General features: G+C 71.5%; 1 protein-coding gene. It reads left to right on the forward strand.

All coding sequences use genetic code 11. The features are described 5' to 3' along the window. On the forward strand, positions 1-263 hold a 263-nt coding region (locus IU459_RS40650), incomplete at both ends, for an AMP-binding protein (RefSeq protein WP_195134353.1).

Below are 263 nucleotides of genomic sequence, written 5' to 3' on the forward strand. Positions count from 1 at the left end.
TCATCACCACCGACGGCCAATGGCGCCGCGGCACCGCCGCCCCGCTCAAGGCCGCGGTGGACGAGGCACTCGCCGAGGGCGAGACGACTGTCGAGCACGTGCTGGTGGTGCGCCGCACCGGCATCGAGGTGCCCTGGACCGCAGGCCGCGACCAGTGGTGGCACGACACCGTCGCGGTCGCCTCCCCCACCCACGAACCGCAAGCCTTCGACGCCGAGCACCCCCTGTTCATCCTCTACACCTCCGGCACCACCGGAAAACCC

This window comes from Nocardia amamiensis (assembly GCF_015477605.1).
In the GTDB taxonomy this organism is placed as follows: domain Bacteria; phylum Actinomycetota; class Actinomycetes; order Mycobacteriales; family Mycobacteriaceae; genus Nocardia; species Nocardia amamiensis_A.